The sequence below is a fragment of the Rhodococcus sp. 5A-K4 genome (assembly GCF_046097995.1).
GTDB lineage: Bacteria > Actinomycetota > Actinomycetes > Mycobacteriales > Mycobacteriaceae > Rhodococcus_F > Rhodococcus_F erythropolis.
Map to the genome: position 1 here is coordinate 59,689 of NZ_JBJURM010000012.1, position 16,653 is coordinate 76,341.

A 16,653-nucleotide genomic window follows, 5' to 3' on the forward strand; every position below is an offset into this window, starting at 1 on the left:
CCCGGGCCGGAAGTAGTTCTTCACGTGCGGGTACCCTGAGAAATCGTGCTTGTTCTCGCAATTGACACCTCCACTCCGGCAGTCACTGCCGGTGTCGTCTCCCTGTCTGCTCCGTCACCGGACACCGAGTCACCGGGCACAGTGGAGACGCTTGCCGTGCGTGTCACGGTCAATCCTCGTGCGCACGCCGAGGTCTTGACCCCTCACGTCCTCGAATGCCTCGCCGAGGCCGGGCTCATGCCGGCAGAGTTGAACGCCGTCGTCGTGGGTGTCGGGCCGGGGCCGTACACCGGACTGCGTGTCGGCATGGCGACAGGCGCTGCTTTCGGTGATGCACTCGGTGTTCCCGTGTACGGCGTGTGCAGCCTCGACGCCATCGCGGCTGCGGTACCGACCACACAGAGCCTGCTCGTCGTGACTGACGCGAGGCGTCGCGAGATCTACTGGGCGCGCTACGACGGCGGAGTGCGCGTCGAAGGACCGGCTGTGAATTCCGCCGGCGACGTCGATCCTTCGCCTTCGACGCTGATTGCCGGATCTGCTTCGCACGTGGACTTCTTCGATCTGCCCGTCGACCCGGCGGAGACACCCTCACCGGCCGGCTTGGTCACAGTCGCTGCTCGCGAGATTGTGGCCGGATCGGTTCCGGCCCCGCTCGAGCCGCTGTACCTCCGACGCCCGGATGCGAAGACCCTCGCAGAACGTGGCAAGTGAGACCGAGCAGATGAAGTACAGCATCGAGCCGATGAACGTCGATGACGCCGAACGGTGCGGGGAGTTGGAGCGCGCGTTGTTCGCGGGCGACGGACCCTGGAGCGCGCAAGCGTTTGTCTCGGAACTTGCGGGCGCACATAATCATTACTTCGTTGCCAGGGAACCCGACGGTCACGTCCTCGGCTACGCCGGAGTCGCGTTGTTGGGCGCGTCGCCGAACATGGAGGCCGAGGTTCACACCATCGGTACCGATCCCTCGGCTCAGCGACTGGGAATCGGCGGCGCGTTGCTCGATGCGCTTCTGACCCTGGCGGATTCACGGCAGTGTCCGGTGTTCCTGGAAGTGCGCACCGACAACGACCCTGCCATCGCGCTGTACCGGCGCGAAGGATTCGAGATCGTCGGAACACGAAAGAAGTACTACCAGCCCAGTGGGGCAGATGCGTACACGATGAGACGGCCCGCCGTGCTCGGTGTCCGCGAAATTGAGGAGCAGCAAGCATGATCGTCATGGGTGTCGAAAGCTCTTGCGACGAAACAGGTGTCGGTATCGTTCGCTGGAACGGTGACGGAACCTGCGACCTGTTGGCCGACGAGGTGGCATCGAGCGTGGATCAGCACGCCAGGTACGGGGGAGTGGTTCCCGAAGTAGCCTCGCGGGCTCACCTCGAGGCGATAGTGCCGACGATGCGCCGTGCCCTTGCTGCCGCCGGTATCGAGAAGCCCGACGCACTTGCCGTCACCATCGGACCCGGCCTGGCCGGTGCGCTACTGGTCGGTGTCGCCGCCGCGAAAGCCTATGCCGCAGCCTGGAACATACCGTTCTATGCGGTCAATCATCTCGGCGGTCACGTCTCGGTTGACACTCTCGAGCACGGTCCGTTGCCCTCGTGCGTCGCATTGCTGGTCTCCGGTGGTCACACGCACCTGCTTCACGTCGAAGATCTGGGCAAGCCCATTGTCGAACTGGGCACGACTGTCGACGACGCCGCCGGTGAGGCCTTCGACAAGGTGGCCAGACTGCTCGGGCTCGGCTTTCCCGGCGGACCGGCACTCGATGCTGCTGCGCAAGAGGGAGATCGGAACGCAATCGCCTTCCCCCGCGGCATGACCGGCCCGCGCGATTCGCGGCACGACTTCTCGTTCTCGGGACTCAAGACGTCCGTCGCCCGCTATGTCGAATCGAAAGAGCGCGCAGGCGAGGCCTTTTCGATCCCGGACATCGCTGCCTCGTTCCAGGAAGCGGTTGCCGACGTCCTGACGATGAAGGCAGTGCGTGCAGCCAAGGACGTCGGGGTCGACACGTTGGTTCTCGGCGGCGGCGCCACGGCCAATTCACGTATCCGTTCACTCGCCGAGCAGCGCTGCGCCGAAGCCGGCATCACGTTGCGCATTCCGAAACCTCGACTGTGCACGGACAACGGCGTGATGATCGCTTCGTTGGCTGCCCACCTGATCGGAAACGGTGCGGGCCCTTCGGAATTGAGTGTTGCCACGGACCCGGGGCTGTCGGTCTCGGTCAGCCAGTTGATGCACTGAGAATCAACCGGCTGGGACCGGTTCCCGATCCGGTGTGGTCGCGGGGCCGGTTTCGGGCGTCGAGGTATTCGGTTCACCGGGTTTTGTCGTCGGATCACCACCGGGGGTGGTGAGTTCGGTTTCGGTGGAACCGGATCCAGGATTTTCCGGCGTCGTCGGGTTTTCGCCGCCGCTCTCACCCGGGCCGAGACCGCCGCCGGGGTTTGCCTCGGTCGGATCGACAGGGGGAGTCGCCTCGGTGTCCGGAAGCGTCGGCCACCACGCCGGTGGATCGGGCAGCGTGATTCCGGGGATGGTCGGCCAATTCGGGGTGGTCGTTGTCGTCGTCGGCGGTGTGGTTGTCGTCGACGTGTCCGGTATCGGCGCCGGCGGAAGCGTGTACTGATGCGTTGTGTACGAGTGAGTGTCGAACGGCTGTGAGTCGAACGGCGTTGTGGGATAGCCGTACTGCGGGAACGTGCTGCCCACTACCGAAGGCAGAGGATCATGCGAGGGGATGATCGTCGATCCGGTGCTCGGCGTCGCTTCGGGGCTCACCGTCGTCGTGGTCGAACCGGTTCCGACAGGAGAGACCGCGGTGTCGTCGGTCGGCACCAATTCCTTTGCGCCGTAGCCGAGTACCAGTCCGCCGACCACGAGCGCACCGATCAAAGCTCCCGAGACCTTGGCGGTGGATCCCGAGCGCTGGTCACTTCCGGAGCCCAGCAAGGGGAAACGAATTGCGGTGATCGAATCTGCCAGGAGTGCAGCACCTTTGGTTGCCGCAGTCTCGGGCTCGACGATCTCGACCAAGGGGAGGTCGACGGCAGCGGCGACGGCGGACCGCACGGCCGGAATGTGTGCGCCACCGCCGATGAGCACAACGGCACCGACCGGCCGCGGTGAGCCGTTCACGACTTCACGGATGAAGGTGACGGCGCGCTCGATATCCGGGGCGATGATGGCTTCGAACTCGTCGCGCGTGATCGCCATTGCGTCGACGGGAAGGTCGATGGTCACCTTGGCGGCGGTGGACAGTTGCTCTTTCGCGACGTGGCACCGGGCAGCAAGAAGCTCCGCGTCGGTGTACCGGCGCAGGTGCCCTGGCGCCTTCTCCGTCACGAAGTCGACCAATGCCCGGTCGATTCCGGCCCCTGCGAGGGCGTCGATACGGTCGGAATGCAGAACCTCACCGGTGTGGTCGACGACGGACACCGTCAGACCCTGATCGCCGACGTCCACCTGAGCTGTCGTGTCGTACCGCTCGGTTTTCCCGGTCTCGGCGAGATACGCGTGTACTGCGGCAGGTTCGGGGATGGCACGGACCTGCTTCGGCGAGCGCGAGAGAGATGACCTGATGCTCGCGAGCTGGTCGTCCGTGCGATAGCTGACACCGATCGAGCGCGGCGCTTCAGATCCGTCCGTTACCTGCGTCGTCATCAGCTTGATGGACGCCCGGACGAGGTCACCGACGTTGGAATTGGCCTGATCCGCCGAGACGAAGCGAGTCTCGGCAGGTACCGCTCCTGGCGCGTTTGTGCTGGTATCGGTGTCGACGAGTGCTGAATAGACACCGGAAGATCCAGTAGAAATTCCCAGTGAACAACTCATCGCGCACCTCCTCACAGTCAATACCGGTCAATGTTCAATCGACCGCCGTTATATGAACGTTACAGAAGGTTCGTGAGGATTGCTCAGTGCTTTTTGTCTCCATGACACCCTTTTCGGACCGAAAGGGTGGTTTTACCTGCGAAATTGTCGATCATTGATTCATGCGGAAAAAAGGCGATTCTCCCCACATCGACCGGGATCGACGACGCGCGCTGATCCGGGGTGCGGTGCTTCGACCCACGCTGACGATGATCGCCTTCGGATGTGCGTACTTCTTCCTGCCGTGGATCGATGTCCACACAGTGGGTGCGATTTTCCTCTTGATCGGTGGAGGGGCAGCGGTGCTTGCCGTGACGACCTGGCAGGTGCGTCGAATTCTGCGTTCCGATGTGCCTTCTCTGCAGGCGGTCGAAGCAGTGGCGGTCGTGATGCCGACCTACTTGCTGTTGGTGTCCATCACTTATTTTTCGGTCGAGCATGCGAGTGCCGGCAGTTTCACCGAACCGCTGTCGCGTATGGCGGCCCTGTACTTTTCGCTGTCGGTGTTCTCGACCGTCGGCTTCGGCGACATCGCTGCACAGACGGACCTTGCCAGGGGACTCGTGAGCCTTCAGATCGTCTGCAATCTGGTGTTGATCGGATTCGGCGTTCGATTCGTGGTTGCCGCAGTGTCGTGGGCGAAAGCGCACCGCTCGCCTTCGAGCGGACCTGAAATCACCTAGGACACTGCGGCAATCGGAGTCATCGTCCGGTGTGGACCAACAATTCGACGTTCTGGTCGACGCCGGTACCCGTCAACTTCGGGTCGCGGTGGATGTCGTTGAACGACAGTTCGCGGTACAGCGAGGCGAGCCCGGCTGCCGACTTGTCGCTGTACTCGACTGAATTGGGACTTTCCGCTTCGAAGAGCGTCGCAAGCAACGACACCGTTCCGTCGTGATTGTCCGCGATCTCGATGATGCGCCCGAGCTGTGGGTAGTCGATGTGAGAGGCGGTGTTGATCTCCCAGAAGCCCTGCTCGGGGGTCGCGCCGGGCCACGGGGTGATCTTGTTCTCGTGGGTGTGTCCGTTCACCCAGGCAAGTACGTTCGGGAAACGATGCAGCAAGTCCAGAAGCTGTGAACCGCGCAGGCGCGGCTCGAGGACGTTCTCGGGGTCGGGAATGAGATTGTCCATCGTGTCGCTCGTGTGGTGACTGAACAGCACGAAATAGGTGTCACTGCGCGACTCGGTGACGCGAGAGCCCGCGGCGTCGTAGTAGGTGCTGCTGCCGGCGCGCAGGGTGTTCTCGATCCACTGGAACTGAGCGGCGCCCAGCGAACCGTCGACAAGGCCTGCGCGGTTGGTGGAGTCCATGCTGATGCCGACGACGCCCGGTGCGATCTGGAACGAGTAGTAGCCGATACCGGTTTCGCCGGCGTCGGGGGCGAAACCGTGCCCGACAGGGCCGGGGCCGGTGTGCGCGGGATCAAGGTGTGCGGCGATGAACTGCCGGGGTGTGAACGGTGCGCGCGACGGGTCGGGGGTGACCTGGCGCGGCGGCGTCGTGAAGGCGGACAGGATTCCGGGAATCGCACTGGGATCGAACTTGGTGGCGATGTCGATCTGCTTGGCCTGCTCCGGTGAACCGGGCACCTCGAATTTGAGAGATCCCGTGTACATCGCTTCGAGCGGTGGGATGCCGCTGGGCACCGTGCCGGACACCGAATCGTCGTGGTTGCCGAACACGCAGTACCAAGGGGTGTTCAGGCCGGGGCTCGACACGGGAGTGAACGCGGCCCCGAAGAAGTCCGGAATCTCCGGGAAGCCGGCCTTCTTGTACATGTCGAGCATCGGCGATTCAGGGTTCCAGTACAGATCGGCACCCGAGTTCTGCACACCCTCGTAGCGGTCCTTGGCGCCGGTGTTGGCGACGACGGTTCCGCCGTTGAGTGAGGTGAGGAACCAGTCGAGTTCGGCGAATTCCTTGTTGTCCGTGTTGTCGCCGGTGGTGACCACGGCATCGAAGGGGCGCGAGGTGTGCGGGCCGCTCCCGATCGAATTGACGCGTCGGACAAGCGAAATCAGCCCGTGCGCCGTCAAGGTCTCCTGGGGGCGGAACGCCGAGCCGGTGATCTGATGGACGTATTCGAAGCGCATGGGGGACTGGGCGTCGACGATGTGGACGTCGGTCAACTGCACGAGTGAGGCGAGCGCGGTGCGTCGGTCCTCGCGTCCTGACTTCGGCTCGGCCAACTCGCTGCGCACGATGTTCGCCCAACCGGGACCGGCAGTGAGCCTGGTGTAGCCGCTGCTGCTGACGGGCGTGGACACGGACTCGAGAGTGGTGCCGGGACCTGACGTCGGAATGGTCGACGCGCCTGCGTATTGCAGGCCCCACGGCTTGCCAAGGCTGACCGCGCCGACGGCGCCGAGTCCGGCGAAGGTCAGAAAACTACGGCGATTGATGTTCGTCACGAAGTGAACAATAGGTGAACGTGGTGGACGGCTGTCCTGTTTCGCTCTGGACGAAGAGAAAAATGCGCCCAGTCCTTGAGGGTTGGCACTCTCACGTATAGAGTGCCAATTGGCGCTGATCGAGTTCCGGCACCCGCGACGACGGGACTGCAGTGACGCGCCGTAAACGGCATACCCAAACAGCTGTCCGAGGATCGCCTCGGACGCACATACCCCAAAGTGGAGGGCTCATCGTGGCGAGCGTCAACATCAAGCCGCTCGAGGACAAGATCCTCGTCCAGGCCAACGAGGCTGAAACGACGACGGCTTCCGGCCTGGTCATTCCTGACACAGCCAAGGAAAAGCCCCAGGAGGGCACCGTCGTTGCAGTCGGCGAAGGCCGCGTCAACGAGCAGGGCAACCGCATCCCGGTCGACGTCAAGGAGGGTGACACGGTCATCTACTCCAAGTACGGCGGAACCGAGATCAAGTACGCCGGCCAGGAATACCTGATCCTGTCGGCACGCGACGTGCTGGCTGTCGTCTCCAAGTAAGACACACGTGATCCGCCCCGGAGTCCACACAGGATCCCGGGGCGGAATGCGTTCACGCCCCGAAGATTCAGGAGCTGACAGAACAGATGTCCAAGCAAATTGCGTTCAACGAGACCGCACGCCGCGCTCTCGAAGCCGGAGTCGACAAGCTTGCCGACGCCGTCAAGGTGACCTTGGGCCCGCGTGGACGCCACGTCGTGCTCGCCAAGGCATTCGGCGGCCCCACCGTCACCAACGACGGTGTGAGCATCGCCCGTGAGATCGAACTCGAAGATCCCTTCGAGAACCTCGGCGCACAGCTCGTCAAGAGCGTCGCCACCAAGACCAACGATGTTGCCGGCGACGGCACCACGACCGCGACCGTTCTGGCCCAGGCCATCGTCCGCGGCGGACTCAAGAACATCGCAGCGGGCGCGAACCCGATGGCGCTCGGCGTCGGCATCAACGCCGCAGCCGACAAGGTCGTCGAGGAACTGCTCGCCGCGGCCACCCCGGTCGAGGGCGAGAAGTCGATCGCCCAGGTCGCCACCGTCTCCTCGCGTGACGAAGAGATCGGCAAGCTCGTCGGCGAGGCACTCACCCGTGTCGGAACCGACGGCGTCGTGACGGTCGAGGAATCCTCCACCGTTGCAACCGAACTCGTTGTCACCGAAGGCGTTCAGTTCGACAAGGGCTACCTCTCGCCCTACTTCGTCACCGACATCGATGCGCAGAAGGCCGTCTACGAAGATGCGTTGATCCTGCTCTTCCGCGAGAAGATCAGCTCACTTCCCGACTTCCTGCCGCTGCTCGAGAAGGTTGCCGAATCCGGCAAGCCGCTCTTGATCATCGCCGAGGACGTCGAGGGTGAAGTTCTCTCCACCCTGGTGGTCAACTCCATCCGCAAGACCATCAAGGCCGTCGCCGTCAAGGCGCCGTTCTTCGGTGATCGTCGCAAGGCATTCCTCGACGACCTCGCAGTCGTCACGGCAGGCACCGTCATCAACACCGACGTCGGCCTCTCCCTGAAGGAAGCCGGCCTCGACCTGCTCGGCAGCGCTCGCCGCGTTGTCGTCACCAAGGACGAGACGGTCATCGTCGACGGTGCCGGCACCGCTGACGACATCGCGACCCGCGTCGCGCAGTTGCGTCGCGAGATCGAGAACACCGATTCGGATTGGGACCGCGAGAAGCTCGAAGAGCGTCTGGCGAAGCTGTCCGGCGGCGTGGCCGTCATCAAGGTCGGCGCAGCCACCGAAACCGATCTCAAGGAACGCAAGTTCCGCGTCGAGGATGCGGTCAACGCGGCCAAGGCAGCAGTTGCCGAGGGCATCGTCCCCGGTGGCGGATCGGCTCTCGTTCAGGCCGGTACGGCTCTGATCGGGAACCTCGGCCTGTCGGGTGACGAGGCCACCGGCGTTGCCGTGGTCCGTGAAGCCCTCAACGCTCCGTTGTTCTGGATCTCCAGCAACGCAGGCATCGACGGATCCGTCGTTGTCAGCAAGGTCGCCGAGATGACCAAGGGCGAAGGCTTCAACGCTGCCACCCTCACCTACGGCAACCTGCTTGCCGACGGCGTCGTCGACCCGGTCAAGGTCACTCGCTCGGCAGTGGTCAACGCCGCTTCCGTCGCGCGCATGATCCTCACGACCGAGAGCGCTGTCGTCGAGAAGCCGACCGAGGCAGTTGCCGACACCGGACACGGTCACAGCCACTAGCTCGCTGCTCGTAGTTTCGACAAAGAAGAGATCCCCCACCGGATTCCGGTGGGGGATCTCTTCTTTCGTCTGGCGATCAGATGAGCGGGATCGTTGCGAACGGCTCGCTGGTGGGCTGCTGCGATCCGCCGGGCGGTTCGACCGTGAACGCCAACTTCGTGTTCGGGCCGATGCCGTCGAGCACCACCTGGGTAGTGGGTTTGACGTCGCTCGGAGCCATCGTCCCCATCGGGATCATCGTGGTGTCGTCGGTGTCGCCCGGCACCAGCCACATCTGGTAGACGGTATCCGGACTCGGGGGAGTCACATCGTTCATCACGAGGACTGCGGCGTCTTCGGAGGGCGAGAACAGCGTCGTGGCACTACCGCCGCCCGGAATGTCACGCGTCGTGGCATGAACGTCGGGTGCTGCCATGATTTCGGATGCGGGGTTCTGCGGCGGCGTGTTGTCGGACAGCGTGCGTCCGATTCCGATGCCGCCGACCAGGATTGCGACTGCGGCGGCCGCCGCAAGAGCCATGGTCCACGGGCGTCGACGGTTACGACGCTCGGCCAGCGAAACCGGGGCGTTGGGAGCCGCGGTCTGTTCTGCGATCGAGGCGAGGACGCTGCTGCGCAGTGACGGCGGGGGCTCGACGGCGTCGACGACGGTCATCGCGGCCATGGTTTCGGAGGTGAGTCGGACCTGGGCGTCGAATTCGGCGCGGGTCGCGGAGTCCGAAGCGGCAAGTCGTCTGTCGACCTCACGGCGCTCGTCGAGGTCCAACGCATCGATCGCGTAGGCGTACGCGTAGTCGATCAGCTCTTCGTCCATCTCACATCACCCCCAAACATCCACGTAGGCGCAGTAGTCCGTCGCGAATTCGCGACTTGATCGTGGGAATCGCCACGCCGAGATCTTCGGCCACCTCGCGGTACGTTCGGCCGCCGTAATAGGCGAGAGTCACCGATTGGCGCTGAGTGTCCGTCAGCGTTTCGAGACAGTCGGTGACAGCACGATGCTCGTCTCTTCGTGTCACTTCGTCGCTGACGACGTCGAACTCGGGAGTGGCATTGGTGGTGTCGTAGAGAGCCTGTCGATCCGAACTCGACTGTTCGGAGCGCACGCGATCCACCGCGCGGCGGTGGGCAAGCGTCAGAAGCCAGGAGAGTGCGGACCCCTTGGCAGGATCGAAGCTGTCGGCCGATTTCCAGGCTTGGAGGTAGACCTCTTGGACCGCTTCCTCGGAGAAGCCTGGATCACGGAGTACACGGAGAACCATGCCGTAGACACGGGAGCTGGTTCGGTCGTAGAACTCGGCAAAGGCGCTCTGGTCGCCACCGGCCACGTTCGCGAGGATCACTGCCAGCTCGCGTGATTCCACGATTCGCGCGGTGCGGGCCGCAGAATTGTCCGTCGGGCATGCGTCGGCCGCATCCGACGCATGGTCTGGCTCGCTCACGAAGAGTTGTCTCGCTTCATCGCGTACAACCGTAGCGTGCATGTCCGGTTCTTTTCTCTCGGCCCGCCGTTGGCCGCCGTGCGCCTTTATTAACCGCGGGGGGTTAATAAAGGCGCACAGCAGGTGGGGACTACTGCGGCATCAGCACCGAATCGATGAGGTAGACGGTGGCGTTTGCGGTCTTGACCCCACCGCAGACGACAGTTGCGTCGTTGACCTTGATGTTGTCACCGGATCCGGTGACGGTGACCGTTCCGCCCTCGGCGGTGGGGTGCGTTCCGTCGATCGCGTCAGGAGCGATCTGGCCGGGAACCACGTGGTAGGTGAGGATCTTGGTCAGCGTGGCGCTGTCCGTCTTGAGGCTGTCGATCGTCGCGGGGTCGATCTTGGCGAATGCCGAGTCGATCGGTGCGAAGACGGTGAACTCGCCGCCGTTGAGAGTGTCGACTAGGTTGACGTCCGGGTTGAGCTGTCCGGAGACTGCCGCGGTCAAGGTGGTGAGCAACGGATTGTTGGATGCCGCTGTGGCAACCGGATCCTGGGCCATTCCGCTGACCGATCCGGCGCCGCTCGGCACTGCGGCTGCATAGTCGGCACAACCGGCACCGACCAGATCAGAAGCAGGCTCCGCCATCGCGCTGCTGGGAGACATGCTCGATCCCATGGCAGAAGACGTCATGGCGGCGCTGGACGTGTCGGTCGACGAATCGTTGTCGTCGGAGGAGCAACCGACGACGCCGAAGACGGCGAAAGAGGCTGCTGCGGTGACTGCCAGAACTCGAGTAGAGGTGTTCATGGGTCTGCCTTCCTGAAGGGATGTGCTGAGGTGCACTGTCAGAAGGCATTCGGAGTCGGTTGTCGACAGGATGGGTCGGAGTCGGAAATTCTTTTCAGGAGCTGGTGTACACAAGCAAAAGCCCCCGAAAACTCTCGGGGGCCTTGTGCACTCGACCTACGTGTATCAGGAAGCTATGCGGGTGGTGCGACGGTGGCGCGCATGTAGTTCACGTTCGGTTTCCGACATTCCTCCCCAGATGCCGTACGGCTCGGCGACGGTCAGCGCGTGGCTGCGGCACTGCATCAGTACCGGGCACTGACGGCACATCTCTTTTGCGCGGGTTTCGCGCTGGGCACGTGCTCTACCGCGTTCGCCATCGGGATGGAAGAACATGGAGGAGTCGACTCCGCGGCACAGACCGTGCATCTGCCAGTCCCAGATGTCTGCGTTGGGGCCTGGAAGGTGATTCGGTGCAGGCATGTTGACTCCTTACTGCAAGCTCGCGTTGATCAACGAGCGGACCAAGTTGCCCGGAGGTTATCCGGGCCTTCTGAATCGTTCACGCTTGCTAACCGTAAGGGTGCTGAGTAAATCGCGTCAATAGGCTCGTTCAGTGGCGATCGGCATATATCGAAATGCGAGAGTTAACGAAGTATATATTTACATTTCGGGTCTCTCATGCGTTGTGCTGCGCCGATGTTGAAATCGGGTCGATCGAGGTGGTGGCAGGCAAGCCTGGCTGCTCGAGATGCGAAACCCACAGATCAGGGATATGTTTGGTGCTGATCGCCCGGCGAAAACACTCAGTCGTTCGGCTCGGTTTGCGTCATTTGTCCGATATTGCGCGGGCAGGGTCGTACTCCATTTCGGGACTTAGTGCCCAAGTTTCAACTAGGACATTTGTCCAATAAGTAATGCGCAGTTAACGTCACGGATATATGCCCGTTAAATATCATTACGAGTACATTCGGCAAATCTCAGTTGAATATCTGATTAACTCCGACAAACTTGCCTTTTCGTCTTCCCGTGCGGCAAACGGCATCGGTCAGGCGCTTGTCTGTTGGCGCTGCTGCGATGATCTACCTGTGTCGACACCTGAGCCCCCTGAATCGCCTTCGTTCACTGAGTCACCTGGCCTTCCCGGGACTCTCGAATCCGCTGCATTCGGTGCGGATCCGGACCTTGACCGTCTCCCGGCGCCGTGCTCTACCCGGGATTGGTGGACAACGGCAGTAATTCTGGGTGGTCAGGGGCACTACGCCAGGGCGCGGGCAGCATTGGATGTCCTCGATCGGCTCACGACGGGGTCCTCGACGCACGCGGATCGAGTTCTTGCCTCCCTGTCTGCCAGTACGAGGGCGTCGTTTCTTCGCCAGAGTGGACGTCATGCACTCGCGTCGACGTGGGACGGGCGCGCACTGGCGATCGTCGGCGGTCTGCCAGTCGATCCAGAGGCTGCCTGTGACGCTCTGACCGGTCTGGCCGCGGACGCCCTCGGCTGTGGCCGGCTTCCGCTCGGCTGGCGCCTGCTGGCGGAATGTCGGACCCGTCTGGGCGGCGAGGGCGGGCTGTGGCGGCAGGAAATTCGGATCGAATGGGTCTCGGCGGAACTGGCTCTGGCAGGAGGTGACTTCGCGCGCGCCCGCAGACACGCAGAACGCGCCGTCGAATTGTCGGGGAAATCGGAGTCCGTCCGGCACCGCGTGAAGTCGGATCTACTGCGCAGCGCCGCGCTGACCGGAACAGACCCGAGCTCGGCGGTGGAGTCGGCAGCGGAAGTGCTGGCGCGGTGTCAGCAATACGGCCTGCTGCCCCTGGCCTGGGCGTCGTCGCTGCTGATCGAGGGCGTGAGCGGCGGGAGGACCTCGCCGAGTGCCCGTGAGATCGGCGATCTGATTGCGATGCGCGGTGGATCACTCCTACCTTTGTCGTAATCGATCCACCCGAAGTCTCTCGCGAACGATTCCCACAGGGCTGTTTCGATATCGCGACTGCTGGGCGGGCATGCGGAGACCAGCCGGTCCGGATGGTTACTCTTAGAGGGTTCCGCTGAGAGCGGGAGCACACCCGCTCGGGAGGTGCCACTGTAACGCCAGGATTTTCGCTGACGATGACAAATACGAGCGATGAGTTGGACACCGCGGTCGCCGCTGCTGCGCAGGGCGACCGTACAGCTCTAGCTTTGGTTCTGGAGAACATCCGACCGATGGTGGTGCGCTACTGCCGCGGTCGAGTGGGTGCGGCCGAGCGGGGACACCTGTCCGCTGACGACGTCGCGCAGGAAGTGTGTCTGGCCGTGATGACCGCGCTGCCGCGTTATCAAGACCAGGGACGCCCGTTCATGGCCTTTGTGTACGGAATTGCCGCGCACAAGGTTGCGGACGCACATAGAAGTTCCGCCCGTAACAAGTCGGAGCCCGTTTCCGAAGTACCGGATGTAATAGCACTGGATGATGGTCCCGAACAGCGAGCACTCGATTCGGAGTCCAGCAGACAGATGCATGAACTTCTCGGCACACTTCCGGAGAAGCATCGAGAAATCTTGATACTTCGCCTGGTGGTCGGGATGTCGGCCGAGGAAACGGCCGTCGCCGTCGGTAGTACCGCCGGAGCTGTACGAGTCGCTCAGCACAGGGCGATCGCGAAACTGAAAAAAGAAGTAACGAAAGCAGGTGAGAGCTTTGGCTAGAGACGAGGGGCGTGACGCTTCGAATCTCGGTGATCTCGCCGACGACGGTACGCCAGTGGACTTGGCTGCGGTTCGGCGTGACGATGCGCTGATCGAGTCCATTTCGAGTGGCGGGCCGGTAGCAACCGATAGCACCGAACAGTACGAACTTGCGTTGATTCTCTCGCAATGGCGTGACGATGTCGTTGCGACTCCGATGCCCGAGGGTCCGTTGTTGGACGATGTCATCGCTGCAATCACAGCGACGCCGTCCGGCTTCTCCGATCGTCAGCGTTCACGTTCCCGTTCCCGATTGCGTGTGGTCCGCCCGATCGCCGCCGCAGCAGCTGTTGCAGCAGTGGTCTTCGGTGGCGCCACAGCGATGGCGTACGACGCCCAGCCCGGCGATGCCCTCTGGGGCGTCAAGCAGGTCGTCTTCGCCGACGAGGCCAACTCGACGGTCGCGAAGATCGACACGACATCCGAGCTGGAAAAGGCCGAGCGTCTGTTGGCCGCCGGGGACATTCCCGCGGCAAAGATGGTGCTGGACAACGCAGCTCACCGTGCCGATGCGGTCAAGGACTCGCAGGACAAGACGGATCTCGTCGAGCGTTGGGGCAAGTTGATGACGCAGGTCCAGGAGACCACGTCACCCGCAGTACCGCCGTTGACGTCCGATCAGCAATCCTCGCTTGCCACCTCTCCCACGGCGATTCCGGGGACTTCAGTCAATCCGGCCAACCCTCAGTTGTCTGGCGGCGTGACCACAACGACAACGCCCGACCCTGGAATCATGCAAGCGCCTGGTCCAAGCGCGGCGTCGTCTACACCGTCATCGTCGCCCACGACGACTACCACGACCACGACGACCACCACGACAACGACGTCACTGGCCCCGGCCTCGTCGCCGTCGGGTGATTCTTCTTCACCCCCACCCTGAGGTTCCCGCTCTGATCGCATCGTTGCGGTCCAGGTTCATACGAAAGTGGCCGACAAGCAATTGCTTGTCGGCCACTTTCGTATGAACCTGGTGGGGTTTCGCTCAGCTGTCGAAACCGTCGCCGTGCATCGCCTCGTTCATCGACGCGTCGGCGTATCCACGGCAGTAGTCCCACGTGACATATGCCTCAGGCATCGGGTCGTAGGCAGGCTCGTGGGGGCGGACGGTTCCGTCCACGAGGAGCTGTAGCAGGTTTGCGCGCAGCATGTCCCAGTCGTGGTAGTGATCTTGTTGGCAGTCCTCGCAGCACACTACGAGACCGCGGATGCCGCGGTGGGCGAGGAGCGCCTCGTAGACGGCGAGGTCAGCGAGATCCTCCTCGACCGCTTGGCGTTCGTGGGGGTCGAGTGGTTGGCCCGGCTCGATGGCATCGAGAGCCGCGGAGGGGTCAGCTGGGTCGCCGGCGAAGGGATCTGGCGGCAGACCGGGGGGCAGTTGATCACGCACAGCACCACGGTACGCAGGTCAGGGGGGTCAGCGCCACTTGTTACGCGTACCCGCAGCGTGGGTGGGATGGTTCGGACCTTTGAGTGAGCCGATACCATGGTGTGCAACGCCGGGAAAAGGTGCCAGGAATTTCTTTCCGTGCAGGCGCCTTCTATCCGATATCCAGCTTTCGTAATCCGTTTCGAGGCGGCTGCTACAGCGGTCGCCCTGGGCGAATCTAGGTCCATGGAGGGTCCTGACCGCATGAGTAGTTCTGCAGGACATGTACACACCGGAGGAGACGACCCCAACAAGGTCGCGATGCTGGGACTGACTTACGACGACGTGCTGCTGTTGCCTGCTGCGTCCGACGTCATCCCGAGCCAGGTCGACACGTCCAGTCAACTGACCCGCGACATCCGTCTGCGGATTCCGTTGGTCAGTTCTGCGATGGACACCGTCACCGAGTCGCGCATGGCAATTGCGATGGCACGCGCCGGCGGCATGGGTGTTCTGCACCGCAACTCGTCCGTCGAGGTTCAGGCAGGACAGGTCGAGACCGTCAAGCGCTCCGAGGCCGGCATGGTGACCGATCCCGTCACGTGTAAGCCGACCGACACCATGGGTGAGGTCGACGCGAAGTGCGCTCGCTTCCGCATCTCGGGTCTGCCGGTCACCGACGACGCCGGCCAGTTGGTCGGCATCGTCACGAACCGTGACATGCGTTTCGAGGTCGACCAGAATCGTCCGGTCGTCGAGATCATGACCAAGATGCCGCTGATCACCGCTCAGGAAGGCGTCACCGCAGACGTGGCACTGGGCCTTCTTCGTCGGCACAAGATCGAGAAGCTGCCGATCGTCGACGGCAACGGCAAGCTCACCGGCCTGATCACGGTCAAGGACTTCGTCAAGACCGAGCAGCATCCGGACGCCACCAAGGACCGTGACGGTCGACTGCTCGTCGGCGCTGCAGTCGGTGCAGGCGACGACGCCTTCCAGCGTGCGATGGCGCTCACCGATGCCGGTGTGGACGTACTTGTGGTTGACAGTGCGCACGGTCATTCGTCCAACGTTCTCGACATGATCGCCAAGCTCAAGCGTGAACTGGGTGAGCGGGTTCAGATCATCGGTGGCAACGTCGCTACGCGCGCGGGTGCTCTGGCACTGGTCGAAGCCGGTGTCGATGCCGTCAAGGTCGGAGTCGGCCCTGGTTCCATCTGCACCACCCGCGTCATCGCCGGCGTCGGTGCCCCTCAGGTCACGGCCATCCTGGAAGCGGTTGCCGCGTGCAAGCCTCTGGGTGTGCCCGTCATCGCTGACGGTGGACTCCAGTTCTCCGGTGACATCGCGAAGGCTCTCGCCGCGGGTGCGTCGACGGCCATGCTGGGTTCGCTCCTGGCCGGTACCGCTGAATCGCCCGGCGAACTGATCCTGGTCGGCGGCAAGCAGTTCAAGAGCTACCGCGGAATGGGTTCGCTCGGCGCGATGCAATCGCGTGGCGAGGCCAAGTCGTACTCCAAGGACCGGTACTTCCAGGACGACGTACTTTCCGAGGACAAGTTGGTTCCGGAAGGCATCGAAGGACGTGTTCCGTTCCGTGGCCCGCTTTCCCAGGTGACGCACCAGCTCACCGGTGGTCTGCGCGCTGCCATGGGTTACACGGGGTCGGCGACGATCGAGCACCTGCAGAACGCTCAGTTCGTCCAGATCACGGCGGCCGGTTTGAAGGAAAGCCATCCGCACGACATCACGATGACTGTCGAAGCACCCAACTACACCGCTCGTTAGCAACCAGTACACGAGAAAGGG

At 63.0% G+C, this 16,653-nt stretch carries 17 protein-coding genes; 10 read left to right on the forward strand and 7 right to left on the reverse strand.

Features of this window, described 5'->3' with window-relative positions; all coding sequences use genetic code 11:
* Positions 1 to 45: 45 nt before the first annotated feature.
* The 3 genes from tsaB to tsaD are packed head-to-tail and all read left to right on the forward strand — an operon-like array spanning position 46 to position 2,253.
* Entirely contained in the window at positions 46 to 714 is a 669-nt protein-coding gene (gene tsaB, locus ACKAMS_RS17285; RefSeq protein ID WP_408989293.1) for a tRNA (adenosine(37)-N6)-threonylcarbamoyltransferase complex dimerization subunit type 1 TsaB, read from the forward strand.
* 10 nt (positions 715 to 724) lie between these two features.
* Entirely contained in the window at positions 725 to 1,219 is a 495-nt protein-coding gene (gene rimI, locus ACKAMS_RS17290) for a ribosomal protein S18-alanine N-acetyltransferase (protein WP_020906927.1), read from the forward strand.
* Positions 1,216 to 2,253 (forward strand): tRNA (adenosine(37)-N6)-threonylcarbamoyltransferase complex transferase subunit TsaD, encoded by a 1,038-nt coding sequence (gene tsaD / locus ACKAMS_RS17295; protein WP_046378262.1) that lies wholly within the window; start codon positions 1,216 to 1,218, stop codon positions 2,251 to 2,253. The genes rimI and tsaD overlap by 4 nt, the downstream gene beginning before the upstream one ends.
* A 3-nt stretch (positions 2,254 to 2,256) precedes the next feature.
* Here the strand turns inward: tsaD and ACKAMS_RS17300 are convergent, their stop codons facing one another.
* On the reverse strand, positions 2,257 to 3,843 hold the full coding sequence (locus ACKAMS_RS17300; protein ID WP_046378263.1) for an Hsp70 family protein: 1,587 nt from the start codon (positions 3,841 to 3,843) through the stop codon (positions 2,257 to 2,259).
* A 161-nt stretch (positions 3,844 to 4,004) separates the two neighbouring features.
* Here ACKAMS_RS17300 and ACKAMS_RS17305 point away from each other — a divergent pair, with 161 nt between their 5' ends.
* Positions 4,005 to 4,565, forward strand: coding sequence for a potassium channel family protein (locus ACKAMS_RS17305; protein WP_020906930.1), 561 nt, complete (start codon positions 4,005 to 4,007; stop codon positions 4,563 to 4,565).
* Between the two features lie 19 nt (positions 4,566 to 4,584).
* On the opposite strand, the gene ACKAMS_RS17310 is transcribed toward ACKAMS_RS17305, so the two are convergent.
* On the reverse strand, positions 4,585 to 6,300 hold the full coding sequence (locus ACKAMS_RS17310; protein ID WP_019747582.1) for a TIGR03767 family metallophosphoesterase: 1,716 nt from the start codon (positions 6,298 to 6,300) through the stop codon (positions 4,585 to 4,587).
* Between the two features lie 233 nt (positions 6,301 to 6,533).
* On the opposite strand from ACKAMS_RS17310, the gene groES reads away from it, so the two are divergent.
* Both groES and groL read left to right on the forward strand, forming a co-directional pair.
* Positions 6,534 to 6,833, forward strand: coding sequence for a co-chaperone GroES (groES, locus tag ACKAMS_RS17315; protein ID WP_003940763.1), 300 nt, complete (start codon positions 6,534 to 6,536; stop codon positions 6,831 to 6,833).
* Positions 6,834 to 6,919: 86 nt separating this feature from the next.
* Positions 6,920 to 8,530, forward strand: coding sequence for a chaperonin GroEL (gene groL / locus ACKAMS_RS17320; protein ID WP_019747583.1), 1,611 nt, complete (start codon positions 6,920 to 6,922; stop codon positions 8,528 to 8,530).
* A gap of 76 nt (positions 8,531 to 8,606) precedes the next feature.
* Here the strand turns inward: groL and ACKAMS_RS17325 are convergent, their stop codons facing one another.
* The 4 genes from ACKAMS_RS17325 to ACKAMS_RS17340 all read right to left on the reverse strand — a co-directional run bounded on the left by ACKAMS_RS17325 (position 8,607) and on the right by ACKAMS_RS17340 (position 11,230).
* On the reverse strand, positions 8,607 to 9,344 hold the full coding sequence (locus ACKAMS_RS17325) for an anti-sigma factor domain-containing protein (RefSeq protein WP_019747584.1): 738 nt from the start codon (positions 9,342 to 9,344) through the stop codon (positions 8,607 to 8,609).
* 1 nt (position 9,345) lies between these two features.
* Complete coding sequence (locus tag ACKAMS_RS17330; protein WP_019747585.1) at positions 9,346 to 10,014, reverse strand: sigma-70 family RNA polymerase sigma factor; 669 nt, start codon at positions 10,012 to 10,014, stop codon at positions 9,346 to 9,348.
* 88 nt (positions 10,015 to 10,102) lie between these two features.
* Positions 10,103 to 10,768: a fasciclin domain-containing protein gene (locus ACKAMS_RS17335; RefSeq protein WP_007728616.1), complete on the reverse strand. Its 666-nt coding sequence runs from the start codon at positions 10,766 to 10,768 to the stop codon at positions 10,103 to 10,105.
* A gap of 165 nt (positions 10,769 to 10,933) precedes the next feature.
* A complete protein-coding gene (locus tag ACKAMS_RS17340) occupies positions 10,934 to 11,230 on the reverse strand; it encodes a WhiB family transcriptional regulator (RefSeq protein ID WP_003940939.1) in 297 nt (98 codons plus the stop codon).
* Positions 11,231 to 11,985: 755 nt separating this feature from the next.
* Between ACKAMS_RS17340 and ACKAMS_RS17345 the strand changes: the two genes are divergently transcribed.
* From ACKAMS_RS17345 to ACKAMS_RS17355, 3 genes are all read left to right on the forward strand, one after another.
* Positions 11,986 to 12,684 carry a hypothetical protein gene (locus tag ACKAMS_RS17345; protein ID WP_097388218.1) on the forward strand — a complete coding sequence of 233 codons (699 nt, stop codon included), beginning with the start codon at positions 11,986 to 11,988 and terminating at the stop codon, positions 12,682 to 12,684.
* A 176-nt stretch (positions 12,685 to 12,860) separates the two neighbouring features.
* Positions 12,861 to 13,439 carry a sigma-70 family RNA polymerase sigma factor gene (locus ACKAMS_RS17350; RefSeq protein ID WP_003940953.1) on the forward strand — a complete coding sequence of 193 codons (579 nt, stop codon included), beginning with the start codon at positions 12,861 to 12,863 and terminating at the stop codon, positions 13,437 to 13,439.
* Positions 13,423 to 14,358 carry an anti-sigma-D factor RsdA gene (locus tag ACKAMS_RS17355; protein ID WP_223257858.1) on the forward strand — a complete coding sequence of 312 codons (936 nt, stop codon included), beginning with the start codon at positions 13,423 to 13,425 and terminating at the stop codon, positions 14,356 to 14,358. The genes ACKAMS_RS17350 and ACKAMS_RS17355 overlap by 17 nt, the downstream gene beginning before the upstream one ends.
* Positions 14,359 to 14,460: 102 nt before the next feature.
* Here the strand turns inward: ACKAMS_RS17355 and ACKAMS_RS17360 are convergent, their stop codons facing one another.
* Complete coding sequence (locus tag ACKAMS_RS17360; RefSeq protein WP_003940777.1) at positions 14,461 to 14,865, reverse strand: DUF5319 domain-containing protein; 405 nt, start codon at positions 14,863 to 14,865, stop codon at positions 14,461 to 14,463.
* Positions 14,866 to 15,108: 243 nt separating this feature from the next.
* Between ACKAMS_RS17360 and guaB the strand changes: the two genes are divergently transcribed.
* Entirely contained in the window at positions 15,109 to 16,632 is a 1,524-nt protein-coding gene (gene guaB / locus ACKAMS_RS17365; RefSeq protein ID WP_020723641.1) for an IMP dehydrogenase, read from the forward strand.
* Positions 16,633 to 16,653: the final 21 nt, after the last annotated feature.